This window comes from Streptomyces sp. NPDC003036 (assembly GCF_040611175.1).
GTDB lineage: Bacteria > Actinomycetota > Actinomycetes > Streptomycetales > Streptomycetaceae > Streptomyces.
In genome coordinates this window covers 51,490-71,189 of record NZ_JBEXNO010000032.1, presented here as the reverse complement: position 1 = coordinate 71,189, position 19,700 = coordinate 51,490, and the positions used below count along the sequence as shown (strand labels likewise).

The 19,700-nt window shown below is 72.2% G+C and carries 19 protein-coding genes; 10 read left to right on the top strand and 9 right to left on the bottom strand.

All coding sequences use genetic code 11. The features are described from left to right. Positions 1–254 precede the first annotated feature (254 nt). Positions 255–620, top strand: a complete 366-nt coding sequence (locus ABZX67_RS23085) for a hypothetical protein (RefSeq protein WP_355363090.1) — start codon at positions 255–257, stop codon at positions 618–620. 6 nt (positions 621–626) lie between these two features. On the opposite strand, the gene ABZX67_RS23080 is transcribed toward ABZX67_RS23085, so the two are convergent. After that, positions 627–2,300, bottom strand: a complete 1,674-nt coding sequence (locus ABZX67_RS23080; protein WP_355363088.1) for a threonine/serine exporter family protein — start codon at positions 2,298–2,300, stop codon at positions 627–629. A 127-nt stretch (positions 2,301–2,427) separates the two neighbouring features. Further along, on the bottom strand, positions 2,428–2,922 hold the full coding sequence (locus tag ABZX67_RS23075) for an inorganic diphosphatase (RefSeq protein ID WP_031077398.1): 495 nt from the start codon (positions 2,920–2,922) through the stop codon (positions 2,428–2,430). A 110-nt stretch (positions 2,923–3,032) separates the two neighbouring features. On the opposite strand from ABZX67_RS23075, the gene dacB reads away from it, so the two are divergent. The 7 genes from dacB (at position 3,033) to ABZX67_RS23040 (ending at position 11,657) form a co-directional block, all read left to right on the top strand. Beyond that, complete coding sequence (gene dacB, locus ABZX67_RS23070; protein ID WP_355363085.1) at positions 3,033–4,484, top strand: D-alanyl-D-alanine carboxypeptidase/D-alanyl-D-alanine-endopeptidase; 1,452 nt, start codon at positions 3,033–3,035, stop codon at positions 4,482–4,484. Between the two features lie 87 nt (positions 4,485–4,571). Then, complete coding sequence (locus ABZX67_RS23065; protein WP_355363083.1) at positions 4,572–5,705, top strand: zinc-dependent metalloprotease; 1,134 nt, start codon at positions 4,572–4,574, stop codon at positions 5,703–5,705. Positions 5,706–5,914: 209 nt separating this feature from the next. Then, the gene (gene tilS, locus ABZX67_RS23060; RefSeq protein ID WP_355363081.1) at positions 5,915–7,030 is read left to right on the top strand and encodes a tRNA lysidine(34) synthetase TilS; all 1,116 of its coding nucleotides are present in this window, start codon (positions 5,915–5,917) and stop codon (positions 7,028–7,030) included. A 41-nt stretch (positions 7,031–7,071) separates the two neighbouring features. Beyond that, on the top strand, positions 7,072–7,611 hold the full coding sequence (gene hpt / locus ABZX67_RS23055) for a hypoxanthine phosphoribosyltransferase (protein WP_031077393.1): 540 nt from the start codon (positions 7,072–7,074) through the stop codon (positions 7,609–7,611). Positions 7,612–7,788: 177 nt separating this feature from the next. Next, entirely contained in the window at positions 7,789–9,831 is a 2,043-nt protein-coding gene (gene ftsH / locus ABZX67_RS23050) for an ATP-dependent zinc metalloprotease FtsH (protein WP_355363079.1), read from the top strand. 121 nt (positions 9,832–9,952) lie between these two features. After that, complete coding sequence (folE, locus tag ABZX67_RS23045) at positions 9,953–10,558, top strand: GTP cyclohydrolase I FolE (protein WP_355363077.1); 606 nt, start codon at positions 9,953–9,955, stop codon at positions 10,556–10,558. 88 nt (positions 10,559–10,646) lie between these two features. Beyond that, entirely contained in the window at positions 10,647–11,657 is a 1,011-nt protein-coding gene (locus tag ABZX67_RS23040) for an aldo/keto reductase (protein ID WP_355363075.1), read from the top strand. A gap of 24 nt (positions 11,658–11,681) precedes the next feature. Here ABZX67_RS23040 and ABZX67_RS23035 read toward each other — a convergent pair whose 3' ends face one another. The 6 genes from ABZX67_RS23035 to ABZX67_RS23010 all read right to left on the bottom strand — a co-directional run bounded on the left by ABZX67_RS23035 (position 11,682) and on the right by ABZX67_RS23010 (position 16,491). Then, on the bottom strand, positions 11,682–12,158 hold the full coding sequence (locus ABZX67_RS23035) for a DUF3180 domain-containing protein (protein WP_355363073.1): 477 nt from the start codon (positions 12,156–12,158) through the stop codon (positions 11,682–11,684). A 50-nt stretch (positions 12,159–12,208) separates the two neighbouring features. After that, entirely contained in the window at positions 12,209–12,808 is a 600-nt protein-coding gene (gene folK / locus ABZX67_RS23030; protein WP_355363071.1) for a 2-amino-4-hydroxy-6-hydroxymethyldihydropteridine diphosphokinase, read from the bottom strand. Continuing rightward, entirely contained in the window at positions 12,805–13,164 is a 360-nt protein-coding gene (gene folB, locus ABZX67_RS23025) for a dihydroneopterin aldolase (protein ID WP_355363069.1), read from the bottom strand. The genes folK and folB overlap by 4 nt, the downstream gene beginning before the upstream one ends. A 134-nt stretch (positions 13,165–13,298) precedes the next feature. Beyond that, positions 13,299–13,763: a nuclear transport factor 2 family protein gene (locus ABZX67_RS23020; protein ID WP_355363067.1), complete on the bottom strand. Its 465-nt coding sequence runs from the start codon at positions 13,761–13,763 to the stop codon at positions 13,299–13,301. Further along, positions 13,760–14,620 carry a dihydropteroate synthase gene (gene folP / locus ABZX67_RS23015; RefSeq protein ID WP_355363065.1) on the bottom strand — a complete coding sequence of 287 codons (861 nt, stop codon included), beginning with the start codon at positions 14,618–14,620 and terminating at the stop codon, positions 13,760–13,762. Before folP ends, ABZX67_RS23020 begins: the two co-directional genes overlap by 4 nt. A 23-nt stretch (positions 14,621–14,643) precedes the next feature. Beyond that, positions 14,644–16,491 (bottom strand): phosphatidylglycerol lysyltransferase domain-containing protein, encoded by a 1,848-nt coding sequence (locus tag ABZX67_RS23010; protein WP_355363063.1) that lies wholly within the window; start codon positions 16,489–16,491, stop codon positions 14,644–14,646. A 148-nt stretch (positions 16,492–16,639) separates the two neighbouring features. On the opposite strand from ABZX67_RS23010, the gene ABZX67_RS23005 reads away from it, so the two are divergent. Then, the gene (locus ABZX67_RS23005) at positions 16,640–17,758 is read left to right on the top strand and encodes an alpha/beta hydrolase-fold protein (protein WP_355363061.1); all 1,119 of its coding nucleotides are present in this window, start codon (positions 16,640–16,642) and stop codon (positions 17,756–17,758) included. On the opposite strand, the gene ABZX67_RS23000 is transcribed toward ABZX67_RS23005, so the two are convergent. Then, positions 17,751–18,893: a betaine/proline/choline family ABC transporter ATP-binding protein gene (locus ABZX67_RS23000; protein ID WP_355363059.1), complete on the bottom strand. Its 1,143-nt coding sequence runs from the start codon at positions 18,891–18,893 to the stop codon at positions 17,751–17,753. The two genes, ABZX67_RS23005 and ABZX67_RS23000, sit on opposite strands and share 8 nt — an antisense overlap. 124 nt (positions 18,894–19,017) lie before the next feature. Here ABZX67_RS23000 and ABZX67_RS22995 point away from each other — a divergent pair, with 124 nt between their 5' ends. Beyond that, positions 19,018–19,698 (top strand): ABC transporter permease, encoded by a 681-nt coding sequence (locus ABZX67_RS22995; protein WP_355363057.1) that lies wholly within the window; start codon positions 19,018–19,020, stop codon positions 19,696–19,698. Positions 19,699–19,700: the final 2 nt, after the last annotated feature.

Sequence of the window (19,700 nt, the reverse complement as noted above, 5' to 3'; positions counted from 1 at the left end):
GGTCCGTCGGTCCGTCCGTCATTCCGATTCAACCGTCCCGGAATGGCTACCCTAAATATAGACAAACTGCCCATACCAGATGTGCGGATGTGAGACCTGTGGCCACATCTCCAACGCCTCGTAAGCGCTCCTCCTCGACGAAGTCCGCCAGTGCGACCAAGTCCGCCAGTGCGGCGAAGTCGGGTACGGCGAAATCCGCCGGTACGACGAAATCGCCCACGGCGAAGTCGCGCTCGACCGCACGCGCCAAGAAGGTGGCCGCGGAACCCCCCAAGGAGCGGCAGACCGCCCCCGAGGCGCCCGAGACGCCTGAGAAGACCTCGGCCGGCGGCGGTGGTGGCGGGCGCACGATCACCTTCACCGTGCCGTCCTTCGACCGCGTCGCGAGCGGCGCCGCCAACGCGGCCATGCTCCCGCTGGCGGTCGCCCGCCAGGTCCTCCCCGCCAAGCGGGGCCTCCCGGTCTACCTGGGCCTCGGCGTGCTCGGCGTGGCGGACGTCATCGAATGGCCGGTCGCCATCGGTCTGGGCGTCGGGTACGCGTTCCTGCGCCGCACGGGCGTGATGCCCCAGGGGACGCAGAGCTTCCAAGGCGCCGGGCGGGCGCCGCGCGCGGCCTGAGGCCGCTCAGAAGCCGCGCGTCCGCTTCGCCGCGCGCCGGGCCGCCGCCGACCCCGGCGCGCGGATGAACATGCGCGCCATCTCGCCCCCGAGGTTCACGCCGATCGCGATCGCCAGCGCGAGCGCCGCCGCCCGCGCCAGCGAGGCGAACCCCGCGTCCAGGTTGTTCTGCGCGATGTTCAGCACCCCCAGGTACGTCGCGCTACCCGGCAGCAGTGGCCCGATCGCCGCCGTCACGTACGGCATCGACGACGTGTGCTCGTACCGCGCGAAAAGCTGCCCGAAGAGGCCCACCAGCCCCGCAGCGACCGCCGTCGCGAGGACCGTCGGCCCGTCCGCGGTCACCGCGATCGACGCGTACACGACCCACGCGACGCCGCCGTTGAGCGCCACGAAGAGCACGGTGGAACGATCCTGCTGCAGCAGTACCGCGAAGGTCACCGACAGCAGCACCGCCGCCAGGATCTGGATCCACGGCCGCTCGACCGCCTGGAGCGCCCCCTCCGGGTTCAGCTTCGCCTGGAAGAACTCCACGCCCACGTACAGCACGGTCAGCACGCCCACCACGATGGCGACGAAGAAGTACGCCACCTCCAGCAGCCGCGCCGAGGCGGTGATGTAGAAGCCGGTCAGGCCGTCCTGGACGGCCGCCACCAGCGCCCGCCCCGGGATCAGCGCGAACAGCCCACCGGTGATCACGGCGTTCGGCTGGAGCCCGGCGTGCAGCAGGCTCACCACCACCCCCAGCGCCGCCGGCGGCACCGCCGCCACCGCGAACTGGTAGAACTCCGGCAGCCCGCGCCCCGCGCACAGCCACGCCAGCCGGTCGCCGAGCATCGCGCCCGCCGCCGCCACCGCGAAGACGGCCATGTCGCCGCCGAGCAGCATCGACGCCGCGCCGGCCAGCAGACCCGCCGCCAGCGTGAGGACCCACCCCGGATACGGGTGGCGGTTGCGCCGGATCTCCGCGAGGCGCCGGTACGCCTCCTCCAGCGTGACGTCGTAGTCCTCGGTGTTGATGTCGGCGACCAGCGCGTACACCGCCACGAGCCGCGTGTAGTCCGTCCCGCGCCGCCGCACGGTCCGGTTCGCCGTCACCGGGTCGTCCACCAGCGACGGCTGGTACGTGATCGACAGCAGCGTGAAGGTCACGGTCGGCTCGCAGCGGTCGAGCCCGTACGAGCGGCAGATCGCGAACATCGCCGCCTCGACGTCCTCGGCGCCCTCGCCGCCCGCGAGCAGCAGCTCGCCGATACGCAGCGTCAGGTCGAGCACGCGCGGCACCGCCGGGCGGACCTCCTCGTGCCGCTGCACCGGCTCCGGCACCGGCCGCTCGCTCACCGGCATCCGCAGCATGGTGCGCATCCGGTCCTGCCAGGGCGCGTCCCGGGACAGCTTCACCGCGGGGAAGCCGTGTGCGGGCGTGAACGCGGGCGGAGAGTGCTTCGCCCCGTACGTCGACGGCGGCGCGAACGCAGAGCCCTCCGGTTCCACCTGAGTCTCCGGCGCCAGGCCGCGCGGAACGGCGAACTCCGACGTCGGCTGGTCCTCCTCGGGCCCGAGGGGCTGCTCCACCCCCGGTGGCGGAGTGAAGGCGCTGTGCGCCTCGTCCGACTGAGGCTTCCGGTCCTCCGGAACGCCCGCTTCCTCCGCCGCCACTACCCTGTCCCTCACTCCCATCCGACCCGTCTGCCCAGTATGCGCATGTGCAAGGGGCCAGGTCGTGTCCGGAGAGTGTCCGGACACACGACGGGCGGTGCACCGCGAAGGTGCACCGCCCGTGCGCGTACCGACCGGGGTACGGGGCTCAGTGAGCGCCGCCCTGCGCCTCCAGGCGCTTGATGGAGGCCTCGATCTCGGCCTCGGCCTCGGCGCGGCCGACCCAGTTGGCGCCCTCGACCGACTTGCCGGGCTCCAGGTCCTTGTAGACCTCGAAGAAGTGCTGGATCTCCAGGCGGTCGAACTCGGACACGTGGTGGATGTCCCGCAGGTGCTCCATGCGCGGGTCGGAGGCCGGCACGCACAGCAGCTTGTCGTCGCCGCCCGCCTCGTCCGTCATGCGGAACATGCCGATGGCGCGGCACTTGACCAGGACACCCGGGAAGGTCGGCTCGTCCAGGATGACCAGCGCGTCCAGCGGGTCGCCGTCCTCGCCCAGGGTGCCCTCGACGAAGCCGTAGTCGGCCGGGTAGACGGTCGACGTGAAGAGGTGGCGGTCCAGTCGGATACGACCGGTCTCGTGGTCCACCTCGTACTTGTTCCGCGACCCCTTCGGGATCTCGATGGTGACGTCGAACTCCACGGGTGGCTCCTCCAAGATCAACACAAAGCGGGGGTGCCGTGCTCACGGCACAGCTCAGTGATTAAGTGTCCCTCACGCTACTGAGTGCTCGCGAAAGGGGCTGGTCGGCCGTGCCGGAGCCGAAGGTCTTGCAGCTCGCCGCCGGCTCGGCCCTGCTCGGCCTGGTCCTCTCGGCCGGCGCGGCGGGCCTCGCCGGTCCCTGGGACTCGGGTCAGCGTACGGCGGAGCGCGCCCGCGCCGCCGCCGGGGCCCGCGCGGGTGGCGCAGATCACGGCGCGGCCGCCCCCGGAGGCCCGGCCGCCCGCCCCGACCGCCCCGCCCGGCCCGACGCCCCCGCACCCGCTCCGAGCGCCCCCGGCGTGCTCACCGCCGTCGCCGCCGCCACCGCTCCCGACAAGGCCGCCGCCCCGCCGCCCGCCACCGCGCCCACCGCCCTCGCGGCCGTCCTGGAGCCGCTGCTCGCCTCGCCGGACCTGGGCCCGCTGCGTACGGCGGCGGTCGTGGACGTCGCCACCGGCGAGCAGCTGTACGGGAACGGGGCCGCGGCCCCGATGACCCCCGCCTCCACCGTGAAGGTCGCCACCGCGGCCGCCGCGCTCTCCGCCCTCGGCCCGGACCACCGCATCCCCACCACCGTCGTGGCCTCCGCGGACTTCCGCACCGTCACCCTGGTCGGCGGCGGCGACCCGACCCTCGACGAGCGCCGGCTCGCCGCCCTCGCCCGGGACACCGCCCGCGCCCTGCGCGACCGCGGCGCCACCACCGTCCGGCTCACGTACGACACCTCCCTCTACTCGGGCCCGGAGCGCCACCCCATCGGCGTCAACGACAACATCGCCGCGGTGACGCCCCTGATGACCGCCGAGGGCAGGGGCGACGGCCCCGGAACCGGCCCCGCGCCCCGCTCCGCCGACCCGGCCGGGGACACCGCCCGCGCCTTCGCCGGGCTCCTCGCCGAGCTGGACGTCACCACGGGCAAGCCGCCCGCCCGCGCCAAGGCGCCCAAGAAGGCCACCCCGCTCGCCAGGACCTACTCCCAGCCGCTGGCCGCGCTGGTCGAGCACACCCTGACCCACAGCGACAACGACCTCGCCGAGGCCCTGGCCCGCCACACCGCCCTCGCCACCGGCGAGCCCGCCAGCTTCGACGGCGCCGGCCGCGCCGTCCGCGAGCGGCTGGACAGGCTCGGCGTCCCGCTCGCGGGGGCGCGGTTCGCCGACGGCAGCGGCCTCGACCGGCGCGACAAGGTCTCCGCCGCGCTCCTGACCGCGGTGCTCGCCCGCGCCGCCGACCCCGCCCGCCCCGAACTGCGCCCCGTCCTCACGGGCCTCCCGGTCGGCGGCTTCAGCGGCACCCTGAAGGACCGTTACGCCGACGGCTCCCCGGGCGCCGGTCTGATCCGCGCCAAGACCGGCACCCTCACCGGCGTGAACTCCCTCGCCGGGACCGTGGTGACCGCGAACGGACGACTGCTCGCCTTCGCGTTTCTCGCCGGCGAGACCCCGTCCGCGCACGCCGCCCAGCCCGCCCTGGACCGCCTCGCCGCCGCGCTGACCCGCTGACGGCTCCCTGGCGGGACCGGCGAGCGGCTGCGAAGGGCGCCGTCCCATCCCTCACCCTCCACGCGGCCGAGCACGTACGGTTGACGCATGACGAGCATCGGTGGTGCGGAGATGGTCGACTGGAACCTCGCGGTGGCGACCGCGACCCGGCTGGTACGGCCCGGGCCCGAGGTGAGCCGTGAGGAGGCGCGGGCGGTCGTCGCGGAGCTGCGGCGCCACGCGAAGGCATCGGAGGAGCACGTCCGGGCGTACACCCGGATGATCCCCGAGGGCCACCTCCCGGAGGACACCCCGATCCTGGTCGTCGACCGGCCCGGCTGGGTGAGGGCGAACGTCGCGGGCTTCCGCGAACTGCTCAAACCCCTGCTGGAGAAGTTGCAGGAGCGCCGCTCGGCCTCCCCGGGCGGGGCCGTGCTGGGCGCGGTGGGCGGCAAGGTGACCGGCGTCGAGCTCGGCATGCTGCTGTCGTTCCTGGCCTCCCGGGTCCTCGGCCAGTACGAGACCTTCGCCCCGGCCACGCGCGAGCTGCCCGCCGGGGAGAACGGCGGCGGGCGGCTGCTGTTGGTGGCGCCGAACATCGTCCACGTCGAGCGTGAGCTGGACGTGGCCCCGCACGACTTCCGGCTCTGGGTGTGCCTGCACGAGGAGACCCACCGCACGCAGTTCACCGGCGTGCCGTGGCTGCGCGACCATCTGCAGGGCGAGATCCAGTCATTCCTGAGCGCCACCGACGTCGATCCGGCCACCGTGCTGGAGCGGCTGCGCGAGGCCGCCCAGACGCTCGTGGGGGCCCGCCCCGAGGGCGAGGAGGACGAGGGCCGCTCCCTGGTCGAGCTCGTCCAGACGCCCGAGCAGCGCGAGATCCTCGGCCGGCTGACCGCCGTCATGTCGCTCCTCGAAGGGCACGCGGACTACGTGATGGACGGGGTGGGGCCGCAGGTCGTCCCGTCGGTCGCCGAGATCCGCGAGAAGTTCCAGCAGCGCCGGGCGCGCGGCGCGTCCCGCCTCGACCTGGCCCTGCGCAAACTGCTCGGCCTGGACGCCAAGCTGCGCCAGTACCGGGACGGCGAGAAGTTCGTCCGGGCGGTGGTCGACGAGGTCGGCATGGACGGCTTCAACCGGGTGTGGACCTCCCCGAACACGCTGCCCACCAAGGCGGAGATCGCCACACCGGCGGACTGGGTCGCGAGGGTGCACCGTAAAGCAGAGGGAGCACCGTAAAGGGAAGTGACGAGTCCGATCCGGCCGAGGGCAGAAGACGCCCCTCCAATCACCCATCCGAGGGACCGTGGGCGGTGGGTGGGCGTGCGATGCTCGGGTATCGGCCGGGTTCTGTCACGATCGATGCACCGTGAGTGACCGAATCCTCCGGTCCGACCGTTAAGACTCCGACCGAGGCACCCCCCAACTTCACACGAAGGGCACCGGACATGGGTCCCCATCCTGCGGTCGCGGCGATACGCCTGGCGGTCCGCCGCGTTCTCCACGACGTACTCACCGAGCACACCGCGCAGCACACCGTCCCCGAGCTCAGCACGACCGCACCGACCGCATCGACCGCGCCGGCAACACCGACCGGACAGGCCGCACCGACCGTACCGAGCGCACCCCCGGGCGCCCGCGACGCGTCGCGGACGCCGCTCGTGCTGGTCGCCTGCTCCGGCGGCGCCGACTCCATGGCGCTCGCCTCCGCCCTCGCCTTCGAGGCCCGCAAGCTGCCCGTTCGCGCCGGTGGCATCACCGTCGACCACGGCCTCCAGGACGGTTCCGGCCTGCGCGCCGCCGAGGTCGCCGTCCGGCTCACCGCCATGGGGCTGGAGCCGGTGGAGGCCGTCACCGTGACCGTCGGCCGCGACGGCGGACCCGAGGCCGCGGCCCGCGACGCCCGGTACGCCGCGCTGGACGAGGCCGCCGAGCGGCTGGGCGCCGCCGCGGTGCTGCTCGGGCACACCCGCGACGACCAGGCCGAGACGGTGCTGCTCGGCCTCGCCCGCGGCTCCGGCATCCGCTCGCTGTCCGGGATGGCCGCCGTCTCCGGCGCCGAGGGCCGCTACCGCCGCCCCTTCCTCCAGCTCGACCGGCAGACGGCCCGCAAGGCCTGCATGGTGCAGTCCCTGCCCGTCTGGGACGACCCGATGAACGCCGACCCGGCCTACACCCGGTCGCGGCTGCGCCACGAGGGCCTGCCCGCCCTGGAGAAGTCGCTCGGCAAGGGCGTCGTCGAGGCCCTCGCCCGGACGGCGCAGCTCTGCCGGGACGACGCCGACGCGCTCGACACCTGGGCCGCCGACGTCGAGCCCTCCGTACGGGACGAGACCGGCCATCTGGTCTGCGCCCGGCTCTACGCGCTGCCGCCCGCCGTCCGCCGCCGCGTGCTGCGCCGCGCGGCCATCGCCGAGGGCGCCCCGGCGGGCTCCCTCTTCGCCCGGCACATCGAGGAACTCGACCGGCTGATCACCAGCTGGCGCGGCCAGGGGGCCATCAATCTGCCCGGCCGCGTCGAGGCACGCCGGCAGGGTGGCAGACTGGTCATTCGGCAAGGCTGACGCAGGCTGCAACGAAAGTGACCCGGGTGAACGAGAAAGACATGGGCGCCGACCTCCAGTCGGTGCTCATCACCAAGGAAGAGATCGACGCGAAGCTGGCCGAGCTGGCCGCGAAGATCGACGCTGAGTACGCGGGCAAGGACCTGCTCATCGTCGGCGTCCTCAAGGGCGCCGTGATGGTGATGGCGGACCTGGCGCGCGCGCTGTCCACCCCCGTCACGATGGACTGGATGGCCGTCTCCTCGTACGGGGCGGGCACCCAGTCCTCCGGCGTGGTCCGGATCCTCAAGGACCTGGACACCGACATCAAGGGCAAGCACGTCCTGATCGTCGAGGACATCATCGACTCCGGCCTGACCCTGTCGTGGCTGCTGTCGAACCTCGGCTCGCGCGAGCCGGCCTCCCTGGAGGTCTGCACCCTGCTGCGCAAGCCCGAGGCGGCGAAGGTCGCGATCGACGTGAAGTGGATCGGCTTCGACATTCCCAACGAGTTCGTCGTCGGATACGGCCTGGATTACGCGGAGAAGTACCGCAACCTCCCCTTCGTCGGGACGCTGGCGCCGCACGTCTACGGCGGCTGATCAGGTTGGCCCCCTGATGTCCCGGCGCCGTACGGGAACCCCGGCCTCCTTCCCGCCGTTGGAGCATGGGAAGGCGGTCGCGGGTGACAATGCTGGGGTACCGTCCGAAGAACAGTCTTTTCTCATAGCAGCATTTACCTACGGGCAGGAGGGACGGGGCGTCATCGCTCCGTATGGATGGACGTGAAGCGATACTTCCGTGGGCCGGTCATGTGGATCGTGCTGGCCGTCCTCGCCGTGGTCGTGTTGATGCAGGTCGTCGGCTCGTCGGGCGGCTACAAGACGGTGGACACCGGCGAGGTCGTCCAGGCGATCGACAAGAACCAGGTCGATCAGGTCAAGCTGACCACCGGCGACGAACAGATGATCAAGGTCGACCTCAAGGACGGCCAGAAGGTCAAGGGCAGCGACAAGATCCAGGCGAGCTACATCGGCACGCAGGGCTCCGACCTCGCCGCCACGCTGCAGAAGAAGTACGAAGCGGGTGACATCGACAAGGGCTACACCGTCTCGCCCTCCAAGCAGAGCCCGTTCGTCTCGGTGCTGCTGTCGCTGCTGCCCTTCGTACTGATCGTCGTGGTCTTCCTGTTCCTGATGAATCAGATGCAGGGCGGCGGCTCCCGAGTCATGAACTTCGGGAAGTCCAAGGCCAAGCTGATCACCAAGGACACCCCGAAGACGACCTTCGCCGACGTGGCAGGGTCCGACGAGGCCGTCGAGGAGCTCCAGGAGATCAAGGAGTTCCTCCAGGAGCCGGCGAAGTTCCAGGCCGTCGGCGCCAAGATCCCCAAGGGCGTGCTGCTGTACGGCCCGCCCGGTACGGGCAAGACGCTCCTCGCGCGCGCCGTCGCGGGCGAGGCCGGCGTGCCGTTCTACTCGATCTCCGGCTCCGACTTCGTCGAGATGTTCGTCGGTGTCGGTGCCTCGCGTGTCCGCGACCTCTTCGAGCAGGCCAAGGCGAACGCCCCGGCGATCGTCTTCGTCGACGAGATCGACGCCGTCGGGCGCCCCCGCGGCGCGGGCCGCGGCGGCGGTCACGACGAGCGCGAGCAGACCCTGAACCAGCTGCTCGTCGAGATGGACGGCTTCGACGTGAAGGGCGGCGTCATCCTGATCGCCGCCACCAACCGGCCGGACATCCTCGACCCGGCGCTGCTGCGCCCGGGCCGCTTCGACCGGCAGATCGCGGTCGACCGCCCGGACATGCAGGGCCGCCTGGAGATCCTCAAGGTCCACCAGAAGGGCAAGCCGGTCGCCCCGGACGTCGACCTGTCCGCCGTGGCGCGTCGTACGCCGGGCTTCACCGGTGCCGATCTGTCCAACGTCCTGAACGAGGCGGCGCTGCTGACCGCCCGCTCGGACAAGAAGCTGATCGACAACCACATGCTGGACGAGGCGATCGACCGGGTGGTCGCGGGCCCGCAGAAGCGGACCCGGATCATGTCGGACAAGGAGAAGAAGATCACCGCGTACCACGAGGGCGGTCACGCCCTGGTCGCGGCGGCCTGTCCGAACTCCGACCCGGTCCACAAGATCACCATCCTGTCCCGTGGCCGGGCACTGGGGTACACCATGGTCCTGCCGGACGAGGACAAGTACTCCACCACGCGCAACGAGATGCTCGACCAGCTGGCCTACATGCTGGGCGGGCGCGCGGCCGAGGAGCTGGTCTTCCACGACCCGACCACGGGCGCGGCCAACGACATCGAGAAGGCGACCGCGACCGCGCGGGCCATGGTCACGCAGTACGGCATGACCGAGCGGCTCGGCGCGATCAAGTTCGGCGGCGACAACAGCGAGCCCTTCCTGGGCCGCGAGATGGCGCACCAGCGCGACTACTCGGAAGAGGTCGCCGCGCTCGTCGACGAAGAGGTCAAGAAGCTCATCGAGACCGCGCACAACGAGGCCTGGGAGATCCTCGTCGAGAACCGTGACGTCCTCGACAACCTCGTCCTGCGGCTGCTGGAGAAGGAGACGCTCGGCAAGGAGGAGATCGCCGAGATCTTCGCCCCGATCGTCAAGCGCCCGGCCCGCCCGGCGTGGACCGGCTCCTCGCGGCGTACGCCGTCGACGCGGCCGCCGGTGCTGTCGCCGAAGGAGCTGGCGCTGACCAACGGCGCCGCCGGCTCCGCCGCGACGAACGGCTCCGGTCCTTCCTCCTCCGACACCACCGCCGCCCCGGCGGCGGAGCCGGTCTCGGAGGACCGCCCCGAGGCGTAAGGCTGCAAGGTCCGGGAAGCCCCCGGAGCCCCGGAATGAAAGCCGCGCCCCCCAGGTTCTAGCCTGTGGGGGCGCGGCTTTCACATACGCGCGTACTCAGGCAATACGGAACGAGGCACACATGACCGACCCGGTGACTCTGGACGGCGAGGGCACGATCGGCGTGTTCGACGAGAAGCGCGCCGAGAACGCCGTACGGGAACTCCTCATCGCGGTCGGCGAGGACCCGGACCGTGAGGGCCTGCGGGAGACCCCGGCCCGGGTGGCGCGGGCGTACAGGGAGATATTCGCGGGCCTGTGGCAGGAGCCCGAGGACGTCCTGACGACCACCTTCGACCTCGGACACGACGAGATGGTCCTGGTGAAGGACATCGAGGTCACGTCCTGCTGCGAGCACCACCTGGTGCCCTTCCGGGGCGTCGCCCACGTCGGGTACATCCCGTCCACCAGCGGCAAGATAACGGGCCTGTCGAAGCTGGCCCGGCTCGTGGACGTCTACGCCCGCCGGCCGCAGGTGCAGGAGCGCCTGACCACCCAGATCGCCGACTCGCTGATGAAGATCCTGGAGCCCCGGGGCGTGATCGTCGTCATCGAGTGCGAGCACATGTGCATGTCGATGCGCGGCATCCGCAAGCCCGGCGCGAAGACGATCACCTCGGCGGTGCGCGGTCAGCTGCGCGACGTGGCGACGCGTGCCGAGGCGATGAGCCTCATCATGGCGGAGTAGTCAACTCCCTTTGTTCCGGGCGCCTTTCGGCGTCTTTCATGCCGGACAGGCGGTGGACGCGGCCCGTCGTGCCGTGAAGACTCGCCGCATGACGATCACGAACGAGCAGTCGACGCCGCTGCCCACGCGCTCGCTCGGCGGGCTGGAGGTGTCCGCCCTCGGCTTCGGCGCGATGGTGCTGTCCCCGGGGGTGTACGGCGAGATCGACGACGAGCGCGGTGAGCGGGCGCTGCTCGCCGCCGTCGACGCGGGCGCCACGCTCATCGACACCTCCGACGGGTACGGCGCCGACGGCCACAACGAGCGGCTCATAGGCAAGGCGCTGCGCGGGCGGCGCGACGAGGTCATCCTCGCCACCAAGTTCGGCTTCCGGCTGCCGGAGGGCGTCGAGCCGCACCCCTTCCCGGTCGGCTTCGCCTTCGGCGAGCTGGCCGTCAACGCCGACCCGAAGTACGTACGCGGATACGCCGAGGCGAGCCTGCGGGAGCTGGGCACCGACCGGATCGACCTGTACTACCCGCACTTCCCCGACCCGCAGGTGCCGCTGGAGGACACCGTCGGCGCGGTCGCGGACCTGATCCGGGCGGGGCTGGTCCGCCACCTGGGCCTGTCGAACGTCACCGCCGAGCAGCTGCGCGCCGCGCACGCCGTGCACCCGGTGGCCGCCGTCCAGACCGAGTGGTCCATGTGGCGGCCGGTCGACCCGGAGCTGCTCGCCGCGGCCCACGAGCTCGGGGTGGGCCTGGTGGCCTGGTCCCCGCTCGGCGCGGGCTTCCTGACCGGCACGATCGGCGAGGTGAAGGACGGGGACTTCCGGCAGCAGATGCCGCGCTTCAGCGCCGCGAACCACCAGGCCAACAACGACCGCTTCGCCCCCGCCCGGGGTATCGCCGCCGAGCTGGATCTCACCCCGGCGCAGCTCGCCCTGGCGTGGCTGCTGGCCCAGGACCCGCACGTGGTGCCGATCCCGGGCAGCCGCACCCCGGCCCACATCGAGGAGAACCTCGCCGCGGCGCGCGTCGCGCTCTCCTCCGACGTGCTGGACCGGCTGTCGGCGATCCTCGCCGAGACGGAGGTCGCGGGCGGCACGCTGCTGTAGCCCCGCGGTCCCGTCCGTGGGCGGTCAGCCCACGGACGGGACCTCGTCGTCGTCCTCCGGGAGCCTGCAGACCCGCTCCAGGAACACCGCCGCCGCGATCACCGCGATGCCCGCCGCGACCGAGAAGCCGGCGTAGATCGCCTGGTCGCGGCGGGCCGGGATGTCGAGGGAGCCGAGCAGGAAGACGCCCACGCCGCCGTACATGCCGCTGACCAGGGCGGTGACCAGGGCGCTGGCCTGGCCGAACACCACCGCGCGGGCCGCCATCAGCGGCTCGACGCCCTTCGCCCCCGGCCGGCGCTCGCGCTGGGCGCGCAGGCGGGAGCGGAGCGAGAGGGCCGTCGCCAGCAGGACGACGGCGATCGCGGCGAGGACGATCGGTGCGGCGAGCGGGACGCTCGGCAGGGTGCCGAACGACTCCCACAACCGGGCGCCGCCCCAGGAGAGGATGCCGGCGACGGCGAAGAGACCGGCCAGTACCTTGAGCCGCAGTTGCTTCACCGGGTGTCCTTACGTGGTCGGCGCCGTACGGTCTTCGTTCCGATCAACGACTACTCCGGCAGCCGCAGTTCCAGGTCCGCCCGGGGGAGGACACCCTCCCGGCCGACGGCCGCCAGCAGCTCGGCGACCGCGCCGGCACCGGGGAGCTGCGCCTCCGGGTCCACGTCGTGCCATGGAGCCAGCACGAAGGCGCGCTCGTGGGCGCGCGGGTGCGGCAGGGTCAGGACCGGGTCGTCGGAGACGACGTCCGCGTACGCCACGATGTCGACGTCGAGCGTGCGGGCGCCCCAGCGCTCCTCGCGGACCCGGTTGAAGGCCTCCTCCACGGCGTGCGCCCGCTCCAGCAGGGACGACGGGGGCAGCGTGGTCTTCAGCACGACGACCGCGTTGAAGTACGACGGCTGGGAGCCGGGGTCGACGCCCCACGGCTCCGTCTCGTACACGGGCGAGACCGCCTTGATCCGGACGCCCGGGGTGTCCTCCAGCGCGTCGATGGCGCCCTGGAGGGTCTCCAGGCGGTTGCCGAGGTTGGAGCCGAGGGCGATCACGGCCCGTTTGGGGTTGGAGAGCGTGATGTCCGCGGCGTCGACCTGCTCCACCACGGAGGCGGGCACCGGCTGTACCGTCGGGTCGCTCTGCGTGCTCTTCATGCGCGCCTCCGCGTGATGGTGATGGTGACGTCGTCGAAGGGGACGGTGATCGGGGCGTCCGGCTTGTGGACGGTCACCTCGACCTCCTGGACCCCGCCGTGCTTCAGGCACTGCTGGGCGATCCGCTCGGCGAGGGTCTCGATCAGGTCCACCGGCTCCCCCTGCACGACGTCCACGACCTCCTCCGCCACGATGCCGTAGTGCACGGTCTTCGCCAGGTCGTCGTCGGCGGCCGCGGGGCGGGTGTCGAGGCCCAGCACCAGGTCCACGATGAAGGTCTGGCCCTCCTCGCGCTCCCGGGGGAAGACGCCATGGTGTCCACGGGCCTTGAGGCCGCGCAGCGCGACACGATCCACGCGAATCACTCCTGCTGTCGTTGGTCGGGCGGGCACACGGCCGGGTGCGGTCGACGCGCGTTGCCACCACTCGAATCTACCTGCGACCACCGACAGCGCCCGCCCACGGGCCTCGCTTACGCCCGCCTACCCACTCAGGAGCCGTTCTCGTCGTCCTCCTCGTCACCGGATTCGGCCAGAACCGGGGAGCCGTGGTGCGCCCAGATCCGCCAGCCGTCGGGGGTGCGGCGGAAGACGTTCGTCGCGACGACCAGCTGGCCGACGAGCGGCCCCAGCTCGGCGCCGTCCTCGGCGGGTCCGCCGCTGAGGATGTTCTCGGTGCAGGTCACCAGGGCCGTGTCACCGGCCACGGACACCTTCACATCGGTCAGGAAGAACTGGATGTACTCGGTGTTCGCCATGATCAGCGCGTACGAGCGGAGCACCTCGCCGCGGCCGGAAAGGACCGGCCAGCCCGGGTGCACGCAGGAGATCTCGCCGTACGCGTCGTCCAGCCAGAGGTCGGAGATCGTCTCGAAGTCGCCGCGCTCCATCGCCTCGTAGAAGGCGGTGTTGGCCAGTTCGACCGCTTCCGTGTCGTTGGTGCGCGCGTCGCTCACAGGGCTCCCTCGACGGCGCGGGCGACCCGCACCGCGTCCGCCGTCGCCCGTACGTCGTGGACGCGTACGGCCCAGGCGCCCTCGTGGGCCGCGATCGCCGAGACGGCGGCGGTGGCCGCGTCCCGCTCGCGCGCCGGGGGCGGCGGCGCGCCGTCGGCGGCCAGGATGTGGCCGAGGAACCGCTTGCGCGAGGCGGCCACCAGCAGCGGGTGGCCGAGGGCGCGCAGGTCCGCCAGGTGGGCGACGAGGGCGAGGTCGTGCGGCGCCTGCTTGGCGAAGCCCAGGCCCGGGTCGACGATGATCCGCTCGGGGTCGACGCCGCCCTCGACGACGGCCGCCAGGCGGGCGCGGAGCTCGGCGAGGACCTCGGCGACCACGTCGTCGTAGACGGCGAGGCTGTTCATGTTGTCGCTGAAGCCGCGCCAGTGCATGACGACGAACGCGACCTCGGCGGCGGCCACGGACGGCACCATCTCGGGGTCGGCGAGGCCGCCGCTGACGTCGTTGACGAGTACGGCGCCCGCCTCGACCGCCCGGCGGGCCACCGAGGCGCGCATGGTGTCGACGGAGACCGTCACCCCTTCGGCCGCCAGGCCGCGTACGACGGGGACGACCCGCCGCAGCTCCTCGTCCTCGTCGACGCGCGTGGCGCCGGGCCGCGTGGACTCGCCGCCCACGTCCACCAGGTCGGCGCCCGTGGCGACCAGCTCCAGGCCGTGTTTGATGGCGGCCGTGGTGTCGAACCAGCGGCCGCCGTCGGAGAAGGAGTCGGGTGTCACATTGACGACCCCCATGACCGCACAGCGGTCCCACTCCGGCAGGCCCCGGGCCGTGCCACGCGCGCGCAACGTACTCATGCGTCCAGCCTAGGGGGTACGGCTCAGGCGGCGCGGACCTCGTGTTCCGGGGCCGCCGCCGTCCGGGGCAGGTGCCCGCAGGGGCGGGCCGCGGCGGCGCCGGCGCGGCGGCGGAAGGGGCGGGGCGGGGCCAGGTTCACGAAGCCCTCGGCCTGCATGGCGGCGAAGCCGATGCGCGGCAGGTCCCGGGTGTTGCGGTAGACCACGAAGCGGGGCTCCCAGCGGGGCCGGAACTTCGCGTTGAACTTGTACAGCGACTCGATCTGGAACCAGCGGGAGAGGAACACCAGCAGCCCCCGCCACACCCGCAGCACCGGGCCGGCGCCGAGCTTCTCGCCGCGCGCGAGGGCGGAGCGGAACATCGCGAAGTTCAGCGAGACCCGCTCCACGCCCAGCGTGGGCGCGGCCTGGAGGGCGGCGACGATCAGCAGCTCGTTCATGCCCGGGTCGGCGGACCGGTCGCGGCGCATCAGCTCCAGCGACATGCCGTCCGTGCCCCACGGCACGAAGTGGATGATCGCCTTCAGGTCGCCGTACGGGGAGGCGGCGGAGTCGTCGTCCTCCTTGTGGGCGGTGGCGATGACCGCCTCGCCGTCCGCGGGGTCGCCGATCCGGCCCAGGGCCATGGAGAAGCCGCGCTCGGTGTCGGTGCCGCGCCAGTCGGCCGCGGCGCGCCGTATCCGGTCCAGTTCACCCTCCGTCAGGTCACGGGCGCGCCGGACCCGCGTCGTGTACCCGTTGCGCTCGATGCGCTTGACCATCTGGCGCACGTTGCGCATGGCGCGCCCGGTGAGGGAGAAATCCGCGACGTCCACCACCGCCTCGTCCCCGAGCTCCAGCGCGTCCAGGCCGGTCTCGCGGGTCCAGACCTCGCCGCCCGTCTCGGAGCAGCCCATCACGGCCGGGGTCCAGGAGTGGGCCTTGGCCTCGTCCATGAACCGCTCGATCGCGCCGGGCCAGGCCTCGACGTCGCCGATCGGGTCGCCGCTGGCCAGCATCACGCCGGAGACGACCCGGTAGCAGACGGCGGCCTTGCCACTGGGCGAGAAGACGACGCCCTTGTCGCGGCGGAGCGCGAAGTGGCCGAGCGAGTCGCGCCCGCCGTGCAGCTCCAGCAGCGCGCGCAGCCGGGCCTCGTCGTCCTCGGTGAGCCGGGCGACCGGGTGCTCGGGGCGGAAGGCCAGGTAGATGGTGGTGATGGCGGTGAGCAGGCCGAGCGCGCCGAGCGAGTAGCCGACGGTCCAGTCGACGCCGCCGCGGTAGCCGACCGGGCCCTCCACGCCGAGCAGGCCGTACAGGACGTGCTCCAGACGGTCGCTCAGGCTCGGGCTGCCGACGACCTTCCCGGGGTGGGCGCTGACGATGACCAGGCCCAGCGCGATGGAACCGGCGCCCATCAGGACGAAGTTGGCCAGCGCCTTCCAGCGGCTGCGCGGGTCGGGCAGGGCCGCGAACTCGCCGCGGTGGCGCAGGAGCAGCACCAGCAGGACGAGCGAGAGCAGGACGCCGATGACGGAGTGCCGGTAGACGAACTGGGCCACCGCGCCGACCGGCAGCAGGATCACCGCGGCGCGCCAGGCGCGGCGCTTGTGCCGCTTGAGGCCGTGCGCGAGCAGCAGGAGCAGCACGCCGGCGCTGAGGGACAGCGCCGCCGACAGCGGGCCCAGGGTGCCGGGGAGCACCTCGGCGATGGCGTGCATGCGGCTGGCCCGGAAGCGGGGGAAGACCCCGGCGGCGATGTCGATCAGGCCGATGGCCGTGCAGGCCGTGCCCACCAGGGAGGGAACCTTCTCGGCGCGTGGCCCGCGCAGGACACGGCGCATCCGATTCGGAACCGATCCCGACTTATCCCCATCTTTCGTGACAGACATCGTTTCCCGTAGCTCCGCGAGAGATTCCAGTGTCCCGTTCGGCCGCAGAATCGATCGGCCGGAGACGTGCGCTCTCTAGGACGGCGGCCGGGGGAGGCGGGTTCATTCATCCCCGGGAAATTCTCGACGAAGAGGATCAGAACGACTCATGGGTCTGACCAGCAACAAGGTTCTGGCGCTGGCCGCGGTGGTCGCCGTGGGGCTGTTCGCCGCCACGGTGTGGCTGTGGCCGCGCCTGTCGCGCCGGGGCCTGCGCCCGGTGCTCGGCAGGGTCGGCCTGCTGCTCGCGACCCAGCTGGCGCTCTTCGCGTCGGTCGGCCTGGCCGCCAACAACTACTTCCTCTTCTACGGGTCCTGGGCCGACCTCTTCGGCCAGGAGCAGCAGATGGGCGTGGTCGTCGACCACTCGGCGGGCGCCGCCAGGTCGGTCCGGGTCGTCGCCGAGCAGAAGCCGGAGGGCGTGCCGGGCGGCGGGCGGCCGGCGGCCGCCGGGCAGGTCCAGAAGGTCCTCATCGCCGGGAAGAAGTCCGGGATCACCAGCCCCGCGTACGTGTACCTGCCGCCGGAGTACTTCCAGCCGGCCTACGCGGGGAAGACCTTCCCCGCCGCGGTCGTCCTGACCGGCTACCCCGGCACCGCGGAGAACCTCCTCAAGGGCCTGAAGTACCCGCGTACGGCGTACGAGCAGGTGAAGAGCGGGAAGATGCGGCCGATGGTCCTGGTGATGCTGCGCCCGACCGTGGCGCCGCCCCGGGACACCGAGTGCGTCGACATCCCCGGCGGCCCGCAGACCGAGACCTTCTTCGCCGAGGACCTCCCCACGGCGGTCTCCGCGGCGTACCGCGTGGGCACGCAGCCGCGGAACTGGGGCTTCATCGGCAACTCGACCGGCGGCTACTGCGCGCTGAAGATCGCCCTCCACCACCCCGAGCGGTACGCGGCCGGCGCCGGCCTCTCCGCGTACTACAAGGCCGCCGAGGACGTCACGACCGGCGACCTCTTCAAGGGGGACCGGCGGCTGCGCGACCGTGCCAACCTGCTGTGGAGCCTGGACCACCTGCCGCAGGGCCGCTCGTCCTTCCTGGTGACCACGTCGAAGCAGGGCGAGGGGAACCTCAAGGGCACGCGCGAGTTCATCGCCAAGGTGAAGGCGCCCGCACGCGTGTCGTCGATCACCCTCGACAGCGGCGGGCACAACTTCACCACCTGGAACCGCGAGATCCCGCCCGCCCTGGTGTGGCTGAGCGGCCGGCTGAGCGCTAACTGACCGTCTCGACGTCGACGTCCGTACGGGGGACGTCCCGCGCGTCCGCGGCGGTCGAGCGGCGCAGCGCCTCGTGCAGCCGCGCCGGGGTCAGCACCCCGAGGAAGCGGCCCCGCTCCTCGCGGTCGATGACCGCGATCCAGCCCGCGTCGTGCTGGAGCATCGTGGCGAACGCCTGCTTGAGCGAGGCGCCGACGGGCAGCCACGCCTCCATGCGGCGCGCGTGGTCGCGTACGGACCCCTCGCCGCGCGCGGCGACGTCGGCGGAGATCCAGCCGTGCAGGTTGTCCTCGCGGTCCAGGACGACGGCCCAGCGCGAGTCGAGCGCGCGGGGGAGCGGATCGTCGAGGTGGACCACCGGCGGCTGTTCGAGGTCGCCCGGCTCGATCGGGGTGACGGACAGCCGCTTGAGGCCCCGGTCCGCGCCGACGAAGTCGGCGACGTACGGGGTGGCGGGGGCGCCGAGCACGGTGGCCGGGGTGTCCAACTGCTCGATCCTGCCGTGCCCGTAGACGGCGATGCGGTCGCCGAGCCGGACGGCCTCCTCGATGTCGTGCGTGACGAACAGGACCGTCTTGCGCATCTTCGACTGGAGCTTGAGGAACTCGCTCTGCAGCCGCTCCCGCACCACCGGGTCGACCGCCCCGAACGGCTCGTCCATCAGCAGCACCGGGGGGTCGGCGGCCAGGGCGCGGGCCACGCCGACGCGCTGGCGCTGGCCGCCGGAGAGCTGGTCGGGATAGCGGTCGCCGTACGTGGCCGGGTCGAGGCCGACGAGGTCGAGCAGCTCGGCGGCGCGGGCGCGCGCCCGGTCGCGCCGGGTGCCGAGGAGGTGGGGCACGGTCGCGGTGTTCTCCAGCACCGTCTTGTGCGGGAAGAGGCCGACCTGCTGGATGACGTAGCCCATCCGGCGGCGCAGCCGGACGGGGTCGACGGCCGAGATGTCCTGTCCGTCGACGAGGATGCGGCCCTCGGTCGGCTCGATGAGCCGGTTGACCATCTTCATCGTGGTGGTCTTGCCGCAGCCGGACGGACCGACGAGCGTGACGAGTTCGCCCTCGGCCACCTCGAACGACAGGTCGTCGACGGCGGTCGTGCCGTCCGGGTACCGCTTCGTCACATGCTCGAATCGGATCATGGTTCCCCCATTGTGGCCGGTGCGGTGTGAAGGCCATGTTGCCGTGGTGTGGCGGCGCGGGGTGATTGTCAGTGGCGGGGGTTAGGGTCGGTGGCGGGTCGAACTGGCGAACGGGGGTGAGCGGGTGAGCACGGCGACGAGCTGTCTGGTGGCCAACGACTGGATCTGCGCGGAGTACGTCCGCTCCCGCGCCCAGGAGCTGACCGACGCGACGGTCCAGCACGTCTGGATCACCGTCGTGTCGGTGCTGATCGGCCTGGCGGTGGCGTTACCGCTGGCGCTGCTGGTGCGCGCCCGGCCGCGGTGGGCGGGACCGGTGCTCGGGCTGACGACCGTGCTCTACACGATTCCGTCGCTGGCGATGTTCTCGCTGCTGCTGCCGCTCTTCGGGCTCTCGGCGGCCCTGGTCGTGACGGGCCTGGTCCTCTACTCGCTGACGATTCTCGTACGGAACATCCTGGCGGGCCTCGCGGCCGTACCCGACGAGACCCGTGAGGCGGCGCGCGGCATGGGGTACGGGCGCGGGCGCCTGCTGTGGGAGGTCGAACTGCCGCTCGCCCTCCCGGCCGTGATGGCGGGCGTGCGGATGGCGATGGTGTCCACGATCGCGCTGACGACGGTCGGAGCCCTCGTCGACTACGGCGGGCTCGGCACGCTCATCACGGGCGGCCTGAAGAGCTACTTCAAGGCGCAGGTGCTCACGGCGTCGGTGCTGTGCGTGCTGCTGGCGGTCGCGGCGGACCTGCTGCTGCTCGGCGCGCAGCGGCTGCTGACTCCGTGGACGCGTGCGGGGAAGGCGGGCTGAGG

Coding starts and splice junctions, on each gene's coding strand:
- ABZX67_RS23000 (WP_355363059.1), bottom strand. CDS start 18,893: ATGATCCGATTCGAGCATGTGACGAAGCGGTACCCGGACGGCACGACC.
- ABZX67_RS23065 (WP_355363083.1), top strand. CDS start 4,572: ATGACGAGCATCGGTGGTGCGGAGATGGTCGACTGGAACCTCGCGGTG.
- ABZX67_RS23010 (WP_355363063.1), bottom strand. CDS start 16,491: ATGTCTGTCACGAAAGATGGGGATAAGTCGGGATCGGTTCCGAATCGG.
- folE (WP_355363077.1), top strand. CDS start 9,953: ATGACCGACCCGGTGACTCTGGACGGCGAGGGCACGATCGGCGTGTTC.
- ABZX67_RS23040 (WP_355363075.1), top strand. CDS start 10,647: ATGACGATCACGAACGAGCAGTCGACGCCGCTGCCCACGCGCTCGCTC.
- hpt (WP_031077393.1), top strand. CDS start 7,072: ATGGGCGCCGACCTCCAGTCGGTGCTCATCACCAAGGAAGAGATCGAC.
- folK (WP_355363071.1), bottom strand. CDS start 12,808: ATGAAGAGCACGCAGAGCGACCCGACGGTACAGCCGGTGCCCGCCTCC.
- folP (WP_355363065.1), bottom strand. CDS start 14,620: ATGAGTACGTTGCGCGCGCGTGGCACGGCCCGGGGCCTGCCGGAGTGG.
- ABZX67_RS23005 (WP_355363061.1), top strand. CDS start 16,640: ATGGGTCTGACCAGCAACAAGGTTCTGGCGCTGGCCGCGGTGGTCGCC.
- ftsH (WP_355363079.1), top strand. CDS start 7,789: ATGGACGTGAAGCGATACTTCCGTGGGCCGGTCATGTGGATCGTGCTG.
- tilS (WP_355363081.1), top strand. CDS start 5,915: ATGGGTCCCCATCCTGCGGTCGCGGCGATACGCCTGGCGGTCCGCCGC.
- ABZX67_RS23080 (WP_355363088.1), bottom strand. CDS start 2,300: ATGGGAGTGAGGGACAGGGTAGTGGCGGCGGAGGAAGCGGGCGTTCCG.